Origin of the sequence: Pseudomonas sp. O39 (assembly GCF_045447295.1) — a bacterium.
In the GTDB taxonomy this organism is placed as follows: domain Bacteria; phylum Pseudomonadota; class Gammaproteobacteria; order Pseudomonadales; family Pseudomonadaceae; genus Aquipseudomonas; species Aquipseudomonas antarctica_A.
The window spans coordinates 230,072-246,562 of record NZ_JBJGXV010000005.1 but is presented as its reverse complement, the minus strand read 5'-3'; the positions used below and the strand labels follow the sequence as shown (position 1 = coordinate 246,562).

16 protein-coding genes are annotated in these 16,491 nt (G+C 60.5%); 12 read left to right on the top strand and 4 right to left on the bottom strand.

Annotated features, from left to right (window positions below):
• Positions 1-71 precede the first annotated feature (71 nt).
• Positions 72-1,547, bottom strand: a complete 1,476-nt coding sequence (locus tag ACI77D_RS10205) for an inorganic phosphate transporter (RefSeq protein WP_064451224.1) — start codon at positions 1,545-1,547, stop codon at positions 72-74.
• A gap of 334 nt (positions 1,548-1,881) precedes the next feature.
• Positions 1,882-2,082, bottom strand: a complete 201-nt coding sequence (locus ACI77D_RS10200; protein ID WP_003172389.1) for a hypothetical protein — start codon at positions 2,080-2,082, stop codon at positions 1,882-1,884.
• A 570-nt stretch (positions 2,083-2,652) separates the two neighbouring features.
• Between ACI77D_RS10200 and pcaR the strand changes: the two genes are divergently transcribed.
• The 11 genes from pcaR (at position 2,653) to pcaC (ending at position 13,443) form a co-directional block, all read left to right on the top strand.
• On the top strand, positions 2,653-3,495 hold the full coding sequence (gene pcaR / locus ACI77D_RS10195; protein ID WP_128586809.1) for a pca regulon transcriptional regulator PcaR: 843 nt from the start codon (positions 2,653-2,655) through the stop codon (positions 3,493-3,495).
• A 146-nt stretch (positions 3,496-3,641) separates the two neighbouring features.
• Complete coding sequence (locus ACI77D_RS10190) at positions 3,642-4,982, top strand: MFS transporter (RefSeq protein ID WP_064451226.1); 1,341 nt, start codon at positions 3,642-3,644, stop codon at positions 4,980-4,982.
• A 282-nt stretch (positions 4,983-5,264) separates the two neighbouring features.
• Complete coding sequence (locus tag ACI77D_RS10185; RefSeq protein WP_064451227.1) at positions 5,265-6,122, top strand: CoA transferase subunit A; 858 nt, start codon at positions 5,265-5,267, stop codon at positions 6,120-6,122.
• Complete coding sequence (locus ACI77D_RS10180) at positions 6,122-6,901, top strand: CoA-transferase subunit beta (RefSeq protein WP_064451228.1); 780 nt, start codon at positions 6,122-6,124, stop codon at positions 6,899-6,901. The genes ACI77D_RS10185 and ACI77D_RS10180 overlap by 1 nt, the downstream gene beginning before the upstream one ends.
• Complete coding sequence (gene pcaF, locus ACI77D_RS10175) at positions 6,898-8,103, top strand: 3-oxoadipyl-CoA thiolase (RefSeq protein WP_208604464.1); 1,206 nt, start codon at positions 6,898-6,900, stop codon at positions 8,101-8,103. The genes ACI77D_RS10180 and pcaF overlap by 4 nt, the downstream gene beginning before the upstream one ends.
• A 17-nt stretch (positions 8,104-8,120) precedes the next feature.
• Positions 8,121-8,825, top strand: a complete 705-nt coding sequence (pcaH, locus tag ACI77D_RS10170; protein ID WP_064451230.1) for a protocatechuate 3,4-dioxygenase subunit beta — start codon at positions 8,121-8,123, stop codon at positions 8,823-8,825.
• Between the two features lies 1 nt (position 8,826).
• Entirely contained in the window at positions 8,827-9,393 is a 567-nt protein-coding gene (pcaG, locus tag ACI77D_RS10165; RefSeq protein WP_407016516.1) for a protocatechuate 3,4-dioxygenase subunit alpha, read from the top strand.
• Between the two features lie 168 nt (positions 9,394-9,561).
• Entirely contained in the window at positions 9,562-10,857 is a 1,296-nt protein-coding gene (locus tag ACI77D_RS10160) for an MFS family transporter (RefSeq protein WP_064451232.1), read from the top strand.
• Between the two features lie 10 nt (positions 10,858-10,867).
• Complete coding sequence (locus ACI77D_RS10155; protein ID WP_221294156.1) at positions 10,868-12,232, top strand: 3-carboxy-cis,cis-muconate cycloisomerase; 1,365 nt, start codon at positions 10,868-10,870, stop codon at positions 12,230-12,232.
• Positions 12,233-12,242: 10 nt separating this feature from the next.
• The gene (gene pcaD / locus ACI77D_RS10150; RefSeq protein ID WP_221294157.1) at positions 12,243-13,034 is read left to right on the top strand and encodes a 3-oxoadipate enol-lactonase; all 792 of its coding nucleotides are present in this window, start codon (positions 12,243-12,245) and stop codon (positions 13,032-13,034) included.
• Positions 13,035-13,044: 10 nt separating this feature from the next.
• Entirely contained in the window at positions 13,045-13,443 is a 399-nt protein-coding gene (gene pcaC / locus ACI77D_RS10145; RefSeq protein ID WP_064451235.1) for a 4-carboxymuconolactone decarboxylase, read from the top strand.
• A 60-nt stretch (positions 13,444-13,503) separates the two neighbouring features.
• On the opposite strand, the gene ACI77D_RS10140 is transcribed toward pcaC, so the two are convergent.
• Together ACI77D_RS10140 and ACI77D_RS10135 are read right to left on the bottom strand one after the other, a co-directional pair.
• The gene (locus tag ACI77D_RS10140) at positions 13,504-14,394 is read right to left on the bottom strand and encodes a polysaccharide deacetylase family protein (protein ID WP_407016515.1); all 891 of its coding nucleotides are present in this window, start codon (positions 14,392-14,394) and stop codon (positions 13,504-13,506) included.
• 83 nt (positions 14,395-14,477) lie between these two features.
• Positions 14,478-15,728: an OprD family porin gene (locus ACI77D_RS10135; protein WP_407016514.1), complete on the bottom strand. Its 1,251-nt coding sequence runs from the start codon at positions 15,726-15,728 to the stop codon at positions 14,478-14,480.
• Between the two features lie 250 nt (positions 15,729-15,978).
• Between ACI77D_RS10135 and ACI77D_RS10130 the strand changes: the two genes are divergently transcribed.
• Positions 15,979-16,431 carry a hypothetical protein gene (locus ACI77D_RS10130; RefSeq protein ID WP_407016513.1) on the top strand — a complete coding sequence of 151 codons (453 nt, stop codon included), beginning with the start codon at positions 15,979-15,981 and terminating at the stop codon, positions 16,429-16,431.
• Positions 16,432-16,491 lie beyond the last annotated feature (60 nt).

Genomic DNA, 16,491 nt, shown 5'->3' with positions numbered 1-16,491 from the left:
TCATTAATAGACGACATAAAAAAAGGTGCGATCCTCATTGAGGTCGCACCTTCTTTGTCAACGGTTCGCTATCAACTACCCAGCGCCTTTGACGCTAGCCAGAACAACCCGGCTGACAGGCCTACGGTTGCCGGCAAGGTCAACACCCAAGCCATCAGAATGGTCTTCACCGTGCCGCCTTGCAGGCCGCTTTTATTGGCAACCATGGTGCCGGCAACGCCGGAAGACAGTACGTGAGTCGTGGAAACCGGCAGGCTGAAGATGTTGGCCAGGCCAATCATGCTCGCCGTGGTGATCTGCGCCGACATGCCCTGGGCATAGGTCATGCCCTGCTTGCCGATCTTCTCACCGATGGTCAGCACCACACGTTTCCAGCCCACCATGGTGCCCAGGCCCAAGGCCAGTGCCACCGCAAGGATCACCCAGAACGGCGCGTATTCGGTGGTGGCGGTCAGGTCTTTGCGCAGCTTGTCGAGGTCGGACTTCTCACGCGCATCCAGGCCCGGCAGCTTGCCGACTTTCTTCGCGGTGTCGTCGAGGCACAGCAGGTAGCGGCGCACTTCAATCCGGTGGTCAGAGGTCAACGAATGGTAGTCGGACACACCTTTTAGCGTCTCCATCAGCGCGCTGATGGTTGGCTCAGTCTGTTGCGGGTTGCACTGAAACTTGCCCGGCAGGTCGTCCTTCACACTTTTACCCAGTGCCAGGAACTCGCCGAGTGTGGCGTTGTTACGCTGGTAGAACTGGCTCAAATGCACCGTGGCGTCGCGCGTCCGTTCGATCTGGTAGGTGGTGCTGCCCAGGTCGAGTACGAACTGCGCCGGCACGATACCGATCAACACCAGCATGATCAGGCCGATCCCTTTCTGACCATCGTTGGAACCGTGCACGAAGCTCACGGCCATTGCGGAAATCACCAGCACCAGGCGGTTCCAGAACGGCGGGTGCTTCTTGTCGTCAAGCTTGCGGCGCTGGTCCGGGGTCTTGTGCATTTTCGACAGCGGGCGCCACCACTTCAGGCCGAGCAGCACCAGGGCGGCGACCAGGAAGCCAGCCATCGGCGAGAACACCAGGGAGGCACCGATATCGACCGCTTTCTGCCAGTTCACACCGTCAGCCAGGGGGATATCGTTGATCAGGGCATTGGCCAGGCCGACACCGAGGATCGAGCCGATCAGGGTGTGGGAGCTGGAGGCCGGGATACCGAAGTACCAGGTGCCCAGGTTCCAGGTGATCGCCGCTGCCAATAACGAGAAGACCATGGCCAGGCCATGGCCGGTATTCACATTGATCAGCAACTCCACCGGCAGCAAGTGCACGATGGCGTAGGCGACACCGACACCACCGAGCAACACGCCGAGGAAGTTGAACACCCCGGAGAAGAACACGGCCAGGTGCGGCGGCATGGCTTTGGTATAGATGACTGTGGCCACCGCGTTAGCGGTGTCATGAAAGCCATTGATGAACTCGAAGGCGAGGACAAAGGCAAGGGCGAGCAACAGGCTCACTAGAACCCAAGCATCCAGTCCGCTGAATAAATCGATCATGAAGGTTTTCTGACCCGGTCGTAAGGGGGCGCGATTATGCCAGAAAACCTCAGTAATCGATGCATTAGCTGCTCATCGGTAACAATCTTCATTGAAAAAATATCGGCGAAAGCGGCGCATCCCAGGGTTTTCGGGGGTTTGGCAAGTCTTTGATTTATAAAGTGCCGGGTCGAAAAGACGGGGTTTTGTCATGCAAACGTCATGTCTGAAACATTTGTATGAGATTTCGCTGATCGCAGCAGGACGCTGACCAGTCTCGTGTCAATGCGAGGTGCCCTCCGCCGGTGGTAGGCCGGCAGAGACAGCAAGACCCTGGAGACTCTGATCGAAGCGCTTAGGGCTCTTCGGCTTTGAGTTCCTGTTCAATCTTTTGGATTTCCTGGGCAAATGCCTGATCCAGCAAACTGGCGCGCTTGCGCCATGGTTTGCGCTCCGGCTCAGGCTGCGCGGCGTAGGTGGTGACTTCCCCGCCGTAAACGTCCTTGTAACGTTGTTCCTGGCGCTCAAGTTCCGCGCGCAGTTCGTCTTTCGTCACAGTGTTACCTAATTGAGATGAGTTGAGTTTATTGATTGTGCAGTGTCATGCCTGAAAGGCGTCCTCGGGGTGTTTCAAATTGAACGGTAGAACCATTCAAGTTTGAAAGGCGGCCAAAGGGCAGATCTTTTAAGCGAGTACGTGTGACCTGTGATGCATGCGACGGGCATCGCCTGGTGAGCTCCAATCCCGATTGTGATACCGGGCTGACCTCTGCACAGGTTGCATTATAGCGGCGCATTTGAATAACACTATCATCAAGAAGTTAAAAAGCGTCAATGTTGTGTGAGGGTTTTGTTACATGCGAACGTCGGTATTTGCAAAAAGCGCCGTCATCAATGTGCACGTGTCTAAATGTCAGCATGAATACTCGAACTTTATGGCGCTATCAGACAAACCCTAAACTTGGGGTGTATGGGCTTACCCGCGCGAGCCCATCAAATTGCGATAATCGCATGATCGTCCGATAATCGCCCAATGTTGCCGGTGGCGCCTTGTACATCCCGGCTGGCGCGGCTTGTAATAGCGGCCAACCCTCCCAGCGGTTGAAAATAAGAGAAGGACCCTGAAATGAACGATCAATTGCGCAACTCCTTCGCGTCAGTGGCGCCGCCGATCGTGGCTTCACCGGCCAAGCGCATCCAGGCGTTTACCGGTGATCCGGACTTCATGACCTCCCTGGCCCGTGGCCTGGCCGTGGTCCAGGCGTTTCAGGAGCGCAAGCGCCACCTGACCATTGCCCAGATCAGCCACCGTACCGAAATCCCCCGTGCCGCAGTGCGTCGTTGCCTGCACACCTTGATAAAGCTCGGTTATGCCACCACCGATGGGCGCACCTATTCGCTGTTGCCCAAAGTCTTGACCCTGGGCCATGCCTATTTGTCGTCCACGCCACTGGCCGTGTCGGCCCAGCCGTATCTGGACCGCATGAGCGAGCAACTGCATGAAGCCTGCAACATGGCGACACTGGAAGGCGACGACATCCTTTATATCGCGCGTTCCGCCACCACTCAGCGCCTGATTTCCGTGGACCTGTCGGTGGGCGGGCGCTTGCCGGCCTATTGCACCTCCATGGGCCGAATCCTGCTCGCGGCGCTGGATGACGCCTCGCTGCAGGACTACCTCGACCACGCCGAGTTGCACACCAAGACCAGCCGTACCCTGACCACCCCCGAAGCGTTGTTCGAGTGCCTGCAACAAGTGCGACAGCAAGGCTGGTGCATCGTTGACCAGGAACTGGAGCAGGGCCTGCGCTCCATCGCCGTGCCGGTGTATGACGCCTCTGGCCAGGTGTTGGCCGCGCTCAATGTCAGCACTCACGCCGGGCGGGTCAGCCGCAGTGAGCTGGAGCAGCGTTTCCTGCCGAGTATGCTCAGTGCCAGCCGCGAGTTAAGTGCGCAACTGTTTGCCTAAGGTGTTCGGTGACCGCACAGATCCAGGCTTGATCAATTGACGGTGTTTCCCAAGGCTTATTAATGTGCGGCAGCGCTATCAGCGTCGCCCCAACAATAATGACGGCCCCAGGTCGTCAGCCCGCCATCGGTGTGGAAATAACAATAATGAATCAGCCTTCTGTCGGTATTAACCTGGACGTGCAGTCCTTTATCAATGCCCAGCCGCTGTCGCGCTATCAATGGCGCGTGGTGATCCTGTGTTTCCTGATTGTGTTCCTTGATGGCCTCGACACCGCCGCCATGGGGTTTATTGCGCCCGCGCTGTCCCAGGACTGGGGCATCGACCGCGCCAGCCTCGGCCCGGTGATGAGTGCTGCGTTGATCGGCATGGTGTTCGGCGCACTGGGTTCCGGCCCGCTGGCTGACCGTTTCGGCCGCAAAGTCGTGTTGGTAAGCGCGGTCCTGGTATTTGGCGCGTTCAGTTTGGCTTCGGCCTACAGCGCTAATGTCGATCAGTTGCTGGTGTTGCGCTTCCTGACCGGCCTGGGCCTGGGCGCGGGTATGCCGAACGCCACTACGTTGCTCTCCGAATACACTCCCGAGCGCCATAAGTCGCTGCTGGTGACCAGCATGTTCTGTGGATTCAACCTGGGCATGGCCGGTGGCGGGTTTATCTCGGCCAAGCTGATCCCGGCGTTCGGCTGGCATAGTTTGCTGCTGATCGGCGGCATCCTGCCATTGATCCTGGCGGTGGTGCTGCTGGTGTGGCTGCCGGAATCGGCGCGCTACCTGGTGGTGCGCAATCGCGGCACCGACCGAGTGCGCAAGGCCTTGTCACCCATTGAGCCCAGCCTTGTCGCCCAGGCCAGTAGTTTCAGCGTGCCCGAGCAAAAAACCGTCAAGGCCCGCAACGTGTTCGCGGTGATCTTCTCCGGCACCTACAGCGCCGGCACCTTGTTGCTGTGGCTTACCTACTTCATGGGCCTGGTGATTGTTTACCTGTTGACCAGTTGGCTGCCAACCTTGATGCGCGACAGTGGCGCCAGCATGGAACAGGCCGCGTTTATCGGTGCATTGTTCCAGTTCGGAGGGGTACTGAGTGCGGTGGGTGTGGGCTGGGCAATGGACCGGTTCAATCCGCACAAAGTCATCGGTATTTTCTATCTGCTTGCCGGGGTGTTTGCCTACGCGGTAGGGCAGAGCCTGGGCAATATCACACTGCTGGCGACCTTGGTGCTGATCGCCGGGATGTGTGTCAACGGTGCGCAATCGGCAATGCCATCCCTGGCCGCACGCTTCTACCCGACCCAGGGCCGCGCCACGGGCGTGTCGTGGATGCTCGGCATTGGCCGCTTCGGCGCGATCCTCGGCGCGTGGATGGGCGCCACGTTGCTGGGCCTGGGCTGGAACTTCGAGCAAGTGCTGACGGCACTGGTGATCCCGGCCGCGTTGGCGACTGCGGCAGTGGTGATCAAAGGCATGGTCAGCCACGCGGATGCCACATAAGGATGGTCGCCATTCTTGTGGGAGCTGGCTTGCCGGCGATGCAAACGACACGGTCCAACAGGTGAGCCGAATCGATGCAATCGCGGGCAAGCCAGCTCCCACATAGACCGCACCGACGGGCGAAGGGCTGTTTTTCAGAAAAGATTAGCTAGACAACAATCCGTTCGATAATCGAACACTGAGTCGATTATCGGATTGTTCGGCCCATTGCCCCGGCTTAACCTTCAGGCACTTCGGCGCCACCTCAGCGCCTTTTTCGATCCACACCGGGAGCCCAACCCCATGGCTGAAATTCTCGCGCTGCGTGACGCCGTGAAGCAATTCGTGAACGACGGCGATACCGTCGCACTCGAAGGCTTTACTCACCTGATCCCTACCGCAGCGGGTCATGAAATCATTCGTCAGGGCAAGAAAGACCTGACGCTGGTGCGTATGACGCCTGACCTGATCTACGACCAGTTGATCGGCGCCGGCTGCGCTCGCAAGTTGATTTTCTCCTGGGGCGGTAACCCGGGTGTGGGTTCCCTGCATCGCCTGCGCGACGCCGTCGAGAAGCAATGGCCGCAACCGTTGGAGATCGAAGAACACAGCCATGCCGACCTGGCCAATGCCTACGTCGCCGGTGCCTCGGGCCTGCCGTTCGCGGTGCTGCGCGCCTACGCCGGTTCTGATCTGCCCAAGGTCAACCCGTTGATCAAAACCGTGACCTGCCCGTTCACCGGCGAAGTGCTGGCGGCGGTGCCGTCGGTCCGTCCGGACATCACCGTGATCCACGCCCAAAAGGCCGACCGCAAGGGCAACGTGTTGCTCTGGGGCATTCTCGGCGTGCAAAAGGAAGCGGCGTTGGCGGCCAAGCGTTGCATCGTCACGGTGGAAGAAATCGTCGATGACTTGAACGCACCGATGAACAGCTGTGTGCTGCCGACCTGGGCGCTGACTGCGGTGTGCCACGTGCCCGGCGGTGCGCACCCGTCCTACGCCCACGGTTACAACGAGCGTGACAACCGTTTCTATCAGGCGTGGGACCCGATCGCCCGTGACCGTGGGACCTTTACCGCCTGGATCGACGAATACATCCACGGCACCGCCGACTTCAGTGAATTCCAGGCCAAGCTGGCCGCCGCGCAGGAGGCCAAGTAATGGCTTACTCGACCAATGAAATGATGACCGTCGCCGCCGCGCGCCGCCTCAAAAACGGCTCGGTGTGCTTCGTCGGCATTGGCTTGCCCTCCAAGGCCGCCAACCTGGCGCGCCTGACCTCGTCGCCGGATGTGGTGTTGATCTACGAATCCGGCCCGATCGGTGCCAAGCCGTCTGTATTGCCCCTGTCTATTGGCGATGGCGAGCTGGCGGAAACCGCTGACACCGTGGTACCGACCGGTGAGATTTTTCGCTATTGGCTGCAAGGCGGGCGCATTGACGTCGGCTTCCTCGGCGCCGCCCAGGTCGACCGCTTCGGCAATATCAACACCACCGTGGTCGGCGATTATCACCATCCCAAAGTGCGCCTGCCAGGTGCCGGTGGCGCGCCGGAGATTGCCGGCTCGGCCAAGAGCGTGCTGATCATCCTCAAGCAGTCGGCCCGTTCGTTTGTCGACAAGCTGGACTTCATCACGTCGGTCGGCCACGGCGAAGGGGGCGATTCGCGCAAACGCCTGGGCCTGCCGGGTGCCGGTCCTGTCGGGATTATTACCGACCTGTGCATCATGGAACCGGAGGAGGGCAGCCACGAGTTTGTGGTGACCGCGTTGCACCCGGGCGTGACCCGTGAGCAAGTGATCGCGGCCACCGGTTGGGCGATTCGGTTTGCCGACCAGGTGAGCACCACCGCCGAACCGACCGACGTAGAACTCACCGCCTTGCGTGACCTCGAAGCACGCACCGCCGCCGCCCATGGCCAAGCGCCTGGAGAAGCCTGATGCGCGACGTATTTATCTGTGACGCCATCCGCACGCCCATCGGCCGGTTTGGCGGTGGTTTGTCCACGGTACGCGCCGATGACTTGGCCGCGTTGCCGATCAAGGCACTCGTCGAGCGCAACCCCTCGGTGGATTGGACTGCCGTTGATGAGGTGTTTCTCGGCTGCGCCAACCAGGCCGGGGAAGACAACCGCAACATCGCGCGCATGGCGCTGTTGCTGGCAGGCCTGCCGGAGAGCATTCCGGGTGTGACCCTCAACCGCCTGTGCGCTTCGGGCATGGACGCCATAGGCACAGCGTTTCGCGCCATTGCCAGCGGTGAAATGGAGCTGGCGATTGCCGGTGGCGTCGAGTCGATGTCGCGCGCACCGTTCGTGATGGGTAAAGCCGACGCGGCCTTTTCACGCGCCATGAAACTGGAAGACACCACCATCGGCTGGCGTTTTATCAACCCGCTGATGAAGGCCCAATACGGCGTGGATGCCATGCCGCAGACCGGTGATAACGTGGCGGACGACTATAAGGTGTCACGCGCCGACCAGGACGCCTTTGCCCTGCGCAGCCAGCAACGTACCGCCGTCGCGCAAGCCGCCGGGTTCTTCGCTGAAGAAATCGTGCCGGTGCGCGTCGCCCATAAAAAAGGCGAAACCGTTGTTGAGCAGGATGAACACCCGCGCGCGGACACCACGCTTGAGGCCCTGGCCAAACTCAAACCGGTGAATGGTCCGGACAAAACCGTCACTGCCGGCAATGCTTCCGGCGTGAACGATGGCGCGGCGGCGCTGATTTTGGCCTCGGCCGAAGCGGTGAAGAAACACGGCCTCACCGCCCGCGCTCGGGTATTGGGCATGGCCAGTGCCGGTGTCGCGCCGCGCGTGATGGGCATCGGCCCGGTGCCGGCGGTACGCAAACTGGTGGAGCGCCTCGGGCTGGCGGTCACCGACTTTGACGTGATCGAACTCAACGAAGCCTTTGCCAGCCAGGGCCTGGCGGTACTGCGTGAGTTGGGTATTGCAGATGACGCGCCGCAGGTGAACCCGAACGGCGGCGCCATCGCCCTTGGCCATCCCTTGGGCATGAGCGGCGCGCGTTTGGTCTTGACGGCGCTGCACCAGCTGGAAAAAACCGGCGGCCGCAAAGGCCTGGCGACCATGTGTGTGGGCGTCGGCCAAGGCCTGGCCCTGGCGATTGAACGCATCTAACAAGAGAGGATTGCTCCATGAGTGACAAGCCTGGATATCGGCGCCCGCAAGCGGGCACTCAACCGGATTACCTGCACCCGGCCTACCAGTCGACGAACCTGCGTTCGCCGTCCAAACCGTTGGTGTTCCTGCCCCATTCCTTGTCGGAAATCACCGGTCCAACCATCGGCGCCGAGCGGATTAACGAGAAGGATAACGACCTCACCGCCCAGCACGACGGCGAGCCCCAAGGCGAACGCATCATCATCCATGGCCGCGTGCTGGATGAAAACGGCCTGCCGGTACCGGGCATTCTGGTGGAGATCTGGCAGGCCAATGCCGCCGGTCGCTACAACCACCAGCGTGACCTGCACGACGCGCCGCTGGACCCGAACTTCACCGGCACCGGGCGCACCGTCACCGATGCCGAAGGTTGGTATCAGTTCCAGACCATCAAGCCCGGCGCCTACCCGTGGGGCAACCACCACAACGCGTGGCGCCCGGCGCATATCCACTTTTCGCTGTTCGGTCCGAGTGTGCTGACGCGTCTGGTGACGCAGATGTACTTCCCCGGCGACCCTTTGCTTGAATATGACCCGATCTATAACTGTGTGCCGGACACCTCGGCCAAGCAGCGCTTGATCGCCCGCTTCGACCTGGAAAAAACCATTCCTTCCTATGCCCTCGGCTACCGCTGGGACATCGTCCTGCGCGGCCGCGACGCCACGCCGATGGAGAAATGAGATGACACTCAATGCGACCACGTCCCACACCGTCGGGCCGTATTACCACATCGGCCTGACCTGGCTGAACCGCGAAGACTTGACCGTGCCCGCAACACTGGGCGAGCGCGTGGCGATCAGCGGGCAAATGGTGGACGGCAACGGTGATGTCGTCAACGACGCCATGCTCGAAGTCTGGCAGGCCAATGCCGCCGGCAAGTACGACCACCCGGAGGATGAGCAGGAAAAGGCTGTCGACCCGCACTTCGAAGGCTTTGGCCGGGTGCCGGTGGATGCCGAAGGGCGTTTTCGGTTTACCACCATCAAGCCGGGCAGCGTGCCGGGGCTCGCGGGCACCACCCAGGCGCCGCACCTGGTGGTGCTGGTGTTTGCGCGTGGGTTGGTGAAGCACTTGCTGACGCGGATTTATTTTGAGGGTGAAGCGCTCAATGGCGATGACCCTTTGCTGGCGTGTGTGCCGGCAGAGCGGCGCAGTACCTTGATAGCCAAGGCGGATGCAAACGGTGTGCATCAGTGGAATGTGATTTTGCAGGGCACGGATAAGGAAACGGTGTTCTTCGACTACTGAGTCGGCTTGAGGGCCCATCGCAGGTAGGCCAGCTCCCACAGGTATGTGGGAGCCGGGCTTGCCCGCGATGAGGCCCTTTGCGGCAACCGATATCCAAAAGTCTGCTTGCGGAACATGGTTGTTGCAAAGTATGTCTAGGCTATAACCGTTCCCACTGAGTGAAAAAACATGACAACAAAAACGAGTCACTACACCGGAGAAGAACGCAGCAAACGGATTTTTGCGATTGTCGGTGCTTCCTCCGGCAACCTCGTCGAATGGTTCGACTTCTACGTCTACGCGTTCTGCGCCATTTACTTCGCCCCGGCGTTTTTTCCGTCGGACGACCCAACGGTCCAACTGCTCAACACCGCCGGCGTGTTCGCCGCCGGGTTCCTGATGCGGCCTATCGGCGGCTGGCTGTTTGGCCGGGTGGCCGACAAGCACGGGCGCAAAAACTCGATGATGATTTCGGTGCTGATGATGTGCGCCGGCTCCCTGGTCATCGCCTTTTTGCCCACTTACAAAGACATTGGCGCCTGGGCCCCGGCCTTGCTGCTGGTAGCACGGCTGTTTCAGGGGTTGTCAGTGGGTGGCGAATACGGCACCACCGCAACCTACATGAGTGAAGTTGCACTCAAGGGCCAGCGTGGCTTCTTCGCTTCGTTCCAATACGTGACCCTGATCGGCGGCCAATTACTGGCGGTGCTGGTGGTGGTGATCCTGCAACAAATCCTCACTGAAGACGAATTGCGCGCCTGGGGCTGGCGGATTCCGTTTGTGATCGGCGCCATTGCCGCGGTGATCTCCCTGTTGCTGCGTCGCACGCTCAAAGAAACCACCAGCAAGGAAATGCGTCAGGACAAGGACGCCGGCAGTATCGTCGCGCTGTTTCGCGACCACGGTAAAGCGTTCGTGACGGTGCTGGGCTATACCGCCGGCGGCTCGCTGATTTTCTACACATTCACCACTTACATGCAGAAGTATTTGGTGAACACCGTGGGCATGCACGCCAAGACGTCGAGCTACATCATGACCGGCGCGCTGTTCCTGTATATGTGCATGCAGCCGCTGTTCGGTATGTTGGCGGACAAGATCGGCCGACGTAATTCGATGCTCTGGTTTGCTGGCCTTGGCACCCTGTTCACCGTACCGATCCTGCTGACCTTAAAAACCGTCACCAGCCCGTTCCTGGCCTTTGTGCTGATTACCCTGGCCCTGGCGATTGTCAGCTTCTACACCTCCATCAGCGGCCTGGTCAAAGCGGAGATGTTCCCGCCCCAGGTGCGTGCGTTGGGCGTGGGCCTGGCCTATGCGGTGGCGAATGCGGTGTTCGGCGGTTCGGCGGAAGTCGTCGCGCTGAGCCTGAAGTCCATCGGCATGGAAAACACTTTCTATTGGTACGTCACCGCGATGATGGCGGTGGCCTTCCTGTTCAGCTTGCGCCTGCCGAAAGAGGCGGCGTACCTGCATCACGATCTGTAAGGGATGAGTTATGACACTGCGCACGAGCAATCAACTGTTCGACGCTTACTTCACCGCTGACAGCATGGCCGAGGTGTTCTGCGATCAGGGGCGTTTGCAGGGCATGCTGGATTTCGAAGCGGCGCTGGCCCGGGCGCAGGCCCGGGTCGGGTTGATTCCGCAGGCCGCCGTTGCACCGATTGCCCAGGCGTGCCTGGCGTCTTTGTATGACGTGGATGCCCTCGGCGTGGCGATTGCCACGGCGGGCAATTCGGCGATTCCGCTGGTGAAGGCGCTGGGCAAATTGATTGCCAGTGAAGACGCAGGGGCTGAGCGTTATGTGCATTTGGGCGCGACCAGCCAGGACGTGATGGACACTGGCCTGGTCCTGCAATTGCGGCGCGCGGTGGGGTTGATCGAAACGGACCTGGCGCAATTGGGCGAGGTGCTTGCTGTTCAGGCCCAGCGTTATGCGCAGGTGCCGTTGGCCGGCCGTACCTGGTTGCAGCACGCCACACCGGTGACGCTGGGGATGAAAATTGCCGGTTGGCTGGGCGCAGTGACGCGCAGTCGTCAGCGCCTTGCCGAACTGAAGCCACGTTTGCTGGTGCTGCAGTTCGGCGGTGCGTCCGGCACCCTGGCGGCGCTCGGCGAACACGCCATGCCCGTCGCCGAAGCCTTGGCGGCTGAGTTGCAACTGAGCCTGCCCGAGCAACCCTGGCACACCCAACGTGACCGACTGGTGGAATTCGCCAGCGTGCTTGGCTTGATCGCCGGCAGCCTGGGCAAAGTGGGGCGTGATATCAGCTTGTTGATGCAGACCGAGGCGGCGGAGGTATTCGAGCCGTCGGCGCCGGGTAAAGGTGGCTCGTCGACCATGCCGCACAAACGCAACCCGGTCGGCGCGGCTGTGCTGATCAGCGCCGCCACACGTGTACCGGGTCTGGTGGCGACGATGTTCAGTGCCATGCCCCAGGAACACGAGCGCAGCTTGGGCCTCTGGCATGCCGAATGGGAAACCCTGCCGCAGATTTGCCGGTTGGTGTCCGGCGCCTTGAAACAGGCGTTGCTGGTCAGCGAAGGGTTGGAAATCGACCCCGAGCGTATGGCGCAGAACCTTGATTTGACCCAGGGCCTGGTGCTGGCCGAAGCCGTCAGCATTGTGCTTGCCCAGCGCCTGGGGCGCGAGACCGCGCACCACCTGCTGGAACAATGCTGCAAACGCGCCGTCGCCGAACGGCGGCATTTGCGCGCGGTGCTGGCGGATGAGCCGCAGGTCACCGCGGAGCTGTCGGCGGCCGAACTGGACCGTCTACTCGACCCGGCCCACTACCTGGGCCAGGCCCACACTTGGGTCACCCGTGCGGTGACCGACCATTTTGCATTGACCGCGTAAGGAGACCGCTGTGGCCTTTGTACAACTCGCCGAGGGCGAACTGCATTACCAATTGGAAGGTCCGGTCGACGCGCCGGTGTTGGTGCTGTCCAACTCGTTGGGCACCGACTTGCATATGTGGGACATCCAGATCCCGGCCTTCACCGAGCATTTTCGTGTGCTGCGGCTAGACACCCGCGGCCACGGCAAATCCCTGGTAACCAAAGGCCCCTACAGCATTGAGCAACTTGGCCGCGACGTGATCGCGCTGCTGGATGCGCTGGATATCCAGCGTGCGCATTTTTGCGGGCTGTCCATGGGCGGCCTGATCGGTCAGTGGTTGGGCATCAATGCCGGTCACCGCCTGCAGCGCCTGGTGGTGTGTAACACCGCCGCGAAGATCGGCACCCCGGACATCTGGAACCCACGTATCGACATGGTGTTGCGCGATGGCGCGGCAGCGATGGTCGCACTTCGCGATGCTTCAATTGCACGCTGGTTCACCGCCGATTTCGCCGCCGCCAACCCGCACCAGGCCAAGCAGATTACCGACATGCTCGCCGCCACCTCGCCTGAAGGTTACGCCGCCAATTGCGCGGCGGTGCGCGATGCAGATTTGCGTGAGCAACTGCCGAAAATTCAGGTGCCGACCCTGGTCATTGCCGGCACCGAAGATGCTGTCACCCCGCCAGCCGGTGGTCACTTTATCCAGCAGCAGGTGAAGGGCGCCGAGTACGCCGAGTTCTACGCGGCGCACCTGTCCAATGTTCAGGCCGGCGCTGATTTCAGCAACCGCGTGCTGGAATTCCTGCTGGCCCGCTAAGGAGCTTTTTGTGGACGAGAAACAACGTTATGCCGATGGCCTGCAAGTGCGCCGCGACGTGCTGGGCGATGCCCATGTCGACCGCAGCCTCAATGCCCTGACCGAGTTCAACAGCGAGTTCCAGGAAATGATCACCCGCCATGCCTGGGGTGATATCTGGACGCGCCCCGGCCTGCCTCGGCATACCCGCAGCCTGATCACCATCGCCATGTTGATTGGGATGAACCGCAGTGAAGAGTTGAAATTGCATCTACGTGCTGCCGCCAGTAATGGCGTGACCCGCGCCGAGATCAAGGAGGTGCTGATGCAGAGCGCGATCTACTGCGGGATCCCGGCGGCGAATGCGACGTTTCACCTGGCCGAGTCGGTGTGGGATGAGTTGGGCGTCGAGTCACGCCAGCAGAACTGAATGTGAAATGCGCTCAAATGTGGGAGCCGGCAAGCCCGCTCCCACACGCCTTTCAGTGTGTCAGTGTGAATCGGCGTCCCATATCCAATTCCACACGCCTGGCAGATGCACTTCTTCATCTACAGCCTTCACCGTCCGCGCCAGTGCTGCACGTTCCAGTACGGCAGGGTCGGTGTAGAACGGCTCGGCGGCGGTTTTCATGCCGTTGATCCGGGCACTGTCCATCAGGATCTGTAAGTACTCCTGCATATGCCGCGCGGTGTAGCGGTTGATATCGTGGAAGGTCACCACGACCGGTATCACGCCGTCCACCGTCGGCAGTTCGCCCAAGGCGATGCGTTCGCGTACCACCGACAGTTGCCGATACAAATTCGCGCGGCGACGCGGGCTGCCGTTGAAGCCCCAGATCTTGCCGTCATTGGCACTCAGGTCCGTCAACAATACGTGCATGCCGTGGCGCTGGTAGGCGGTGAAGGTACGCCTGTCGTAGTTCCAGAAGGGCGGGCGTACCAGCGCCGGTGAGGCACCGGTGATCGACGCAATGTCGGCCTCGCCCTGGGTGAGCGTGCGTTCAAGTTCGGCGTCATTCAGCCAGCGGTGGTTGGTATGAAACGCTGTGGCTGTGTGGAAGGCCAGGACATGCCCGGCGGCGTATTCACGTTCCATGGTCTTGCGCCCGCGCGGGCTACCGCCGGAACGGGACGCTTCGGTCTGCAGGAAGAACACCGCCTTGATGCCTGGCAGCACCGGGTTTTTCGCAAGGTCAGCCATCACCGAGCGGCTTGGATTGTTATAGCCGGAGGCGCTGGGGCCGTCATCGAAGGTCAGCAGAAAACGGATCGGCGCCTGGGCCTGCAGACGCTCGGCGGTCTGCGGCGTCAAGGCGATGGGCGCACCAATACAGCCGCTGAGGCTCAGCGCCAGGGCGATTGCGATGGCGAAAGATTTCATGGTGTGCACGGGCTCGAATGGAGGCCGCTGCTGGGCGGATCAGCAGCGGCAGGCGCGAACCATACAGTAAGTCCGACGCCGGTTTACAGCAGACTTATCGGGTAGCTGACGATCAACCGGTTTTCGTCGAACTCGTTGTTGCTGTAGTCCCTGCGCATCGTGGAATTGCGCCAGCGTACGTTGAGGTCCCTGAGTGCGCCGCTTTGCACGGTGTAGCCCAATTCGCTCTCGCGGCCCCATTCCTTGCCGTCGGTGATGGTGCCGGTGTGCACGTTACTGCCGCTGATATAGCGGTTCATCAGCGTCAGGCCCGGTACGCCGAGGGCGGCGAAGTTGTAGTCGTGGCGCACTTGCCAGGATTTCTCCTGGGCGTTGTCGTAGCTGGAGTTGTAACTGTCGTTGGCCAGGGTGCCACCGCTGGTGCCGTTGACGCGCATCCACGCACTGTTGCCGGTGAGTTTTTGCAGGCCGACGTAGAACGTGTTGCCCCCATAGCGGGCCGAAAACAGGCCGGACCAGGTTTTGTTGTCCAGGTCACCTGCGCGGGCGCTGCCGTCATCCGTGCCATAGAAAAAACCCAGATTGGCGCCCAGGGTCCAGTCGCCGATGGGCTGGCTGTGGGTCAGGTTGATGTATTGCTGGCGGTAGATGTCCTTGAGCTGGGCGTTCCACACGCCGATTTGGGTGCGCTTGTCGTTGAATGCGTATTCGCCGCCCTGGAAGTTGAAACGGTCGGAGGTGAAAGCAGCTTTGCCGGACATCGACATGTCCGACATGCTGCTGTCGTCACGCGGGCTGTTGGCACGGAACTGGCCGCCATAGAGGGTCAGGCCGGCAATTTCCCTGGAGGTGATCTGCCCGCCGCGCAGGGTTTGCGGCAGGGAACGGCCGTCGTCGGCGCGCAGGATAGGCAGCACCGGCATCCACTCGCCGACCTTCAGTTCGGTCTTGGAAATCCGCGTTTTGAAGGCAACGCCGAGTCGCCCGAAGTTATCCGCCGGGCGACCGTCGTGGTCCAGCGGCAACAACTGGGTGCCGCCGGTGCCGCGCCCGCCATCAAGCTTTTGTGAGTACAAACCCAGCACGTCCAGCCCGAAACCCACTGTGCCCTGAGTAAAGCCGGACTTGGCGTCGAGGATGAAACTTTGCGTCCATTCCTGCGCGCCGCCCTGGGTTTTGGTCGGGTTGGTGTAATTGCCGTTGAAGAAGAAATTGCGCACGTTGAGGTTGGCGCTGGCGTCTTCGAGAAAGCCGTGTTCCTCGGCGACCACGGGAAGGGCAAGACTGGCGACAGCGGTCGCCAGCAATAGCTGGCGCGGGTGGAAAGTGCTCATGGCGTTGGACCTGTTGTTATTGGGGTTATGCAGGTGCCGGCCATGGTGCTTGGCGGTGTGGGGGCGATGAAAGTGGGGGAGGGCGGGTTGTGGGCGATGATCGAACGTAATTGTGCTGCGTCAACTCGTCAGCTTCTGGCGTACCGGGGCGGCTGTCTACTGTCAGGTTTGACAGTAGAAGCCTTGCGTTCAAGCGCCTATTTTCGAGGCGGTAGCAGTTGCTTTCCAGGGGTTTAAGGGAGAAGAGGTCATGAACTTTGGATCATATATGGGTAAGTGTTTAACGTCTTCGGATGAGTTCGACGCGAGCTTGATCATTCGGCACAAGAAGCCGATTCCGATTAACTTCGATAACCTTGAGTTGGAGTCCTATATCGAGGGCTATCAGCTGCGCATTCGCTTGGGGATTGAAAACAGCCCTGGCTCGAGAAATGAATTGACCCTTGAGGCCGATCAGCTCCTGTTGAAACCGGGAGTGACGTATCCCATCGGTCCGAAATCCTTGCCTGTACGGGCCAGCTTTGGTTTGGAAGGCTACGTTGAGCATCTCCCCAGCATTTATTGGGGCAATTTAGACGTCAATAACATTTACACCGACAAAGCCGGCAAGACATCGATCAATGTCAGCTTCTCGATCGGTTGGGATGACAAACAGGGCAAAGAGATGGAGATCAAGTGCTCGATGCTTCAGGTCAGTACATAGGGGCATTCGGATGATGACCAAAATGTCGGGATATAAAAAAACCGCTTCCTGTGAGGGAAG

Bases quoted from the DNA above. Each gene is read 5' to 3' on its own strand.
- ACI77D_RS10185 (WP_064451227.1), top strand. From the start codon at position 5,265: ATGGCTGAAATTCTCGCGCTGCGTGACGCCGTGAAGCAATTCGTGAAC.
- ACI77D_RS10140 (WP_407016515.1), bottom strand. From the start codon at position 14,394: ATGAAATCTTTCGCCATCGCAATCGCCCTGGCGCTGAGCCTCAGCGGC.
- ACI77D_RS10205 (WP_064451224.1), bottom strand. From the start codon at position 1,547: ATGATCGATTTATTCAGCGGACTGGATGCTTGGGTTCTAGTGAGCCTG.
- ACI77D_RS10130 (WP_407016513.1), top strand. From the start codon at position 15,979: ATGAACTTTGGATCATATATGGGTAAGTGTTTAACGTCTTCGGATGAG.
- pcaH (WP_064451230.1), top strand. From the start codon at position 8,121: ATGAGTGACAAGCCTGGATATCGGCGCCCGCAAGCGGGCACTCAACCG.
- pcaR (WP_128586809.1), top strand. From the start codon at position 2,653: ATGAACGATCAATTGCGCAACTCCTTCGCGTCAGTGGCGCCGCCGATC.
- ACI77D_RS10190 (WP_064451226.1), top strand. From the start codon at position 3,642: ATGAATCAGCCTTCTGTCGGTATTAACCTGGACGTGCAGTCCTTTATC.
- ACI77D_RS10155 (WP_221294156.1), top strand. From the start codon at position 10,868: ATGACACTGCGCACGAGCAATCAACTGTTCGACGCTTACTTCACCGCT.
- ACI77D_RS10180 (WP_064451228.1), top strand. From the start codon at position 6,122: ATGGCTTACTCGACCAATGAAATGATGACCGTCGCCGCCGCGCGCCGC.
- ACI77D_RS10135 (WP_407016514.1), bottom strand. From the start codon at position 15,728: ATGAGCACTTTCCACCCGCGCCAGCTATTGCTGGCGACCGCTGTCGCC.
- pcaG (WP_407016516.1), top strand. From the start codon at position 8,827: ATGACACTCAATGCGACCACGTCCCACACCGTCGGGCCGTATTACCAC.
- ACI77D_RS10160 (WP_064451232.1), top strand. From the start codon at position 9,562: ATGACAACAAAAACGAGTCACTACACCGGAGAAGAACGCAGCAAACGG.